The sequence below is a fragment of the Microcoleus sp. genome (genome assembly GCF_049646505.1).
In the GTDB taxonomy this organism is placed as follows: domain Bacteria; phylum Cyanobacteriota; class Cyanobacteriia; order Cyanobacteriales; family Microcoleaceae; genus Microcoleus.
The window spans coordinates 1-3,495 of record NZ_JBARVX010000280.1 but is presented as its reverse complement, the minus strand read 5'-3'; the positions used below and the strand labels follow the sequence as shown (position 1 = coordinate 3,495).

At 46.0% G+C, this 3,495-nt stretch carries 4 protein-coding genes; all 4 read left to right on the top strand.

Going from position 1 to position 3,495, the window contains the following annotated elements; genetic code table 11:
• The first annotated feature begins 342 nt into the window (after window positions 1-342).
• Window positions 343-1,686, top strand: a complete 1,344-nt coding sequence (gene gor, locus WBA89_RS15140) for a glutathione-disulfide reductase (protein WP_424407757.1) — start codon at window positions 343-345, stop codon at window positions 1,684-1,686.
• Window positions 1,687-2,031: 345 nt separating this feature from the next.
• Window positions 2,032-2,622 carry a sigma-70 family RNA polymerase sigma factor gene (locus WBA89_RS15135; RefSeq protein ID WP_424407759.1) on the top strand — a complete coding sequence of 197 codons (591 nt, stop codon included), beginning with the start codon at window positions 2,032-2,034 and terminating at the stop codon, window positions 2,620-2,622.
• The gene (locus WBA89_RS15130; RefSeq protein WP_424407755.1) at window positions 2,619-3,053 is read left to right on the top strand and encodes a hypothetical protein; all 435 of its coding nucleotides are present in this window, start codon (window positions 2,619-2,621) and stop codon (window positions 3,051-3,053) included. The genes WBA89_RS15135 and WBA89_RS15130 overlap by 4 nt, the downstream gene beginning before the upstream one ends.
• Window positions 3,054-3,072: 19 nt before the next feature.
• Window positions 3,073-3,495 (top strand): Spy/CpxP family protein refolding chaperone (locus WBA89_RS15125; RefSeq protein ID WP_424407753.1); only part of this gene is annotated, 423 nt, incomplete at its 3' end.

Genomic DNA, 3,495 nt, shown 5'->3' with positions numbered 1-3,495 from the left:
GGGTGGGACAATATTCCGATCAAAGTCCCCCGACCTAAGGGGATTTAGGGGGATCGAGACTCGGCTATAACCAACAATTTACAATTACCAATTCCCTCATCAGCCGCCGCCTAAAAATAGTTACATTTTTATATGTTTTTAGCGACTTGCTTGTGCTATACTCTAATAATGGGAGTGTGAGAACTTTTAGAATTAATGAACAGATTTCTATTATCTAATAATACCATGTCAAGCGCAAGAAGTAAAGTAGTTAACCCCAAAAAAACAAAAAATTTTTGAGATATCATTAAGAAAAGTAAAGCGCAAAAATCGTAAAATTGAGATAGGAAACTAGCGAGAATTATGACATACGACTACGACTTGTTTGTGATAGGTGCGGGCTCTGGCGGATTGGCGAGTTCCAAGCGCGCGGCATCCTACGGGGCAAAAGTGGCGATCGCCGAAAACGATTTGGTAGGCGGCACCTGCGTAATTCGCGGCTGCGTCCCCAAAAAACTGATGGTTTACGCCTCTACATTTTCGCATTTGTACGAAGATGCGGTGGGCTACGGTTGGAGCCCAGTAGAAAGCAGTTTCGACTGGGAAAAACTCGTCACCACCGTAGACACAGAAGTGCGGCGGCTGAGCAAACTGCACATCAGCTTCCTTGAAAAAGCTGGAGTGGAATTAATCTCAGGATACGCCAAATTTATCGACGCCCACACTGTCGAAGTTGGCGATAAAAAATACACGGCTGCTAAAATCTTAATTGCAGTCGGCGGCGAAGCTCACAGGGTGGACATTCCTGGTATCGAACACGCCATTACTTCCCGCGAAATCTTCTTGATCAAAGAGCAGCCGAAACGGTTGGCAATTTGGGGAGGAGGTTACATCGGCGTTGAATTTGCCTGCATTATGAACGGTTTGGGAAGTCAAGTAACTCAAATCATCCGGCGCGATTTAATTTTGAATGACTTTGATGGAGAACTTCGCACTAACGTGCAGGAAGGAATGGTTAAGCACGGGATCAATTTTGTGACTGGAAGCTCGATCGCCCAAATTGAAAAAACCCCGGAAGGCTTAAAATTAACTTTGTCGGGAGAATCGGAAGAAACCTTGACAGTTGATGCGCTTTTGTGTGCTACTGGACGATCGCCCAATTTGGAAAAATTGGGTTTGGAAAATGCGGGAGTAGAAACTGATCAAGGTGCGATCGCAGTTACCAAAGACAGCCGCACCAGTCAACCGCACATTTTTGCCGTCGGAGATTGCACCAACCGCATTAATTTAACGCCAATTGCGATCGCCGAAGGACGCGCTTTTGCCGATACTGAATTTGGCAACAATCCCAGAGCAATTAGTTACGAAAATGTGCCGTCAGCCGTATTTTCCCAGCCGGAAGCTGCTACAGTCGGCTTAAGCGAAGAGCAGGCTAAAGCCAAGTTTCCCGAATCAATTAAGTGCTACACAGGCAAGTTTCGACCGATGTTTCATTCTTTGACAGGTGCAGACGAGAAGACTTTTGTCAAGTTAGTTGTTGAGACTAATACTGACCAAGTTTTGGGCGTGCACATGGTGGGGAAAGACGCGGGCGAGATTATTCAAGGAATGGCGATCGCGGTTAATATGGGAGCGACGAAGAAAGATTTCGACGTGACTATTGGCATTCACCCCTCGACTGCTGAAGAGTTTGTGACTCTGCGGTAAACAGGGCGAAGCCGCCAGGGGTTTAAACCCCTGGCTAATAGGAAAAGTCGGTTAAAACTGACTCAAGAAAACTATTTATACCATTTTATTACTCGTTACCTGGCTCTGCCTGGTAACGCAGATCCGGAGGCTCTGCCTCCTCTTTCCCCAGCGAGGCAGAGCCTCTAGATATAGGTTCCCCGGCAGAGCTGGGGAACCAGTTATATCAGTTAAACCCATGCGGTAGTTGGTTTTCCCTTCTTCCTTCTTCCTTCTTCCTTCTTCCTTCTTCAATAATTTGAACCTTTTTCACACCTCTCCTGTCTAAACACTTCAGATAACGAACTGGTGAGGGAGACTTCACAGGTGCTAGGTGTGACAGCCAATGTTTTAATCGACGACTGTTCCGACTCCGACTTAGTTGATAAATGCTTAAAGGGCGATCGTACTTCCTTTCGCCACCTTTACCAGCGCTACCAACACAAAGTCAGGTCAACTCTTTACCAACTCTGCGGCCCATCACTTCTTGACGACTTAATGCAAGAAGTATTCCTGCGGGTATGGAAAGGATTGCCAAAACTCAAACAACAAGACAACTTTTCTACTTGGCTTTATCGAATCACTTGGAATGTGGCTTCCGACCAAAGACAAGCATTTGCTAAACAGCATTCTTTTGACTCCAAGCTCAAAAATCAAGAAACAAAGGATCGAGTTATTGTCAACAATCACACATCCGACTTGATGCAGTTACACTATCAAGATTTAGTGCAGCGCGGACTGGATCAATTGAGCTTTGAACACCGCAGCGTTTTGGTATTGCACGACCTAGAAGATATCCCGCAAAAAGAAGTATCCCAAATTTTGGGACTGCCATCAGGGACTGTCAAATCTCGCGTGTTTTATGCCAGAAATGCTATGCGGCAATTTTTGCAAAAACAGGGAGTTTGCGAACTATGAAGGACGAAAATGGCGACAAAAAATTAGTTAATTTCTTAAAGCAATATCGCCCACAAGTTCCGGAATCTGCCCCAGATTTTGAGCTAAAACTTTTAGCAGCAATAGACATGAATGATGCAGCAAAAGAGTTAAACCCTCTAGGAGAATCGCGAGCGATCGAGTCTACTAAAAAGTCAAAGATCCTCCGTTTTCCCAAATGGGCTTTTCCTTCTGCGATCGCTGCAAGTCTGCTAGTTTTTGGGTCAGGTTATCGCGTTCTAGTTACCGCACAACATCAGAAGGATGAGGCGGCACACTTAGAAGCATTTCTGGTCAATAACTGGGAGGCTGTATTGAAGGAGCCTTCAGCGGACAACTTGCTGGAACGCTCGCCAACTGACTTGTTTAATTACGCTGTTACTCCTGACAGCGAACAACCAAAAAATAACTAATCTCAAAGAGGTAATTTTCATGTCTATTCGCCGCATTTCTGCCCTAGCAGTTTTAATGTTAACCCTCGGCACTACAGCCGCTGCGACAGCCGTTTCTGCCCCCGCCCAAGCAGAAACAATTGCCCAAAATCAGCGTCCCAATCGACCCGCTGGTAAGAGAGGCGGGCTGTTCGAGCAACTCAATTTAAGCGCCGATCAAAAGCAGAAAATGCAGGCTGTGCGCGATCGCTACAAAGACCAAGTTTCCCAGCGAATGCAAGCCGTCCGCCAAGCCCGACAAGAATTGGAAACAATGATGTCTAGTGCGACAGCAAATGCCAGCCAAATGCGCGATAAAAACCGCCAAATCATGGGATTGAGACAGCAGTTAGAAGAAGCGCAATTTGAAAGTATGCTAGGAATGCGAGAAGTGCTCACGCCCGAACAGCGCAGCCAACTATCT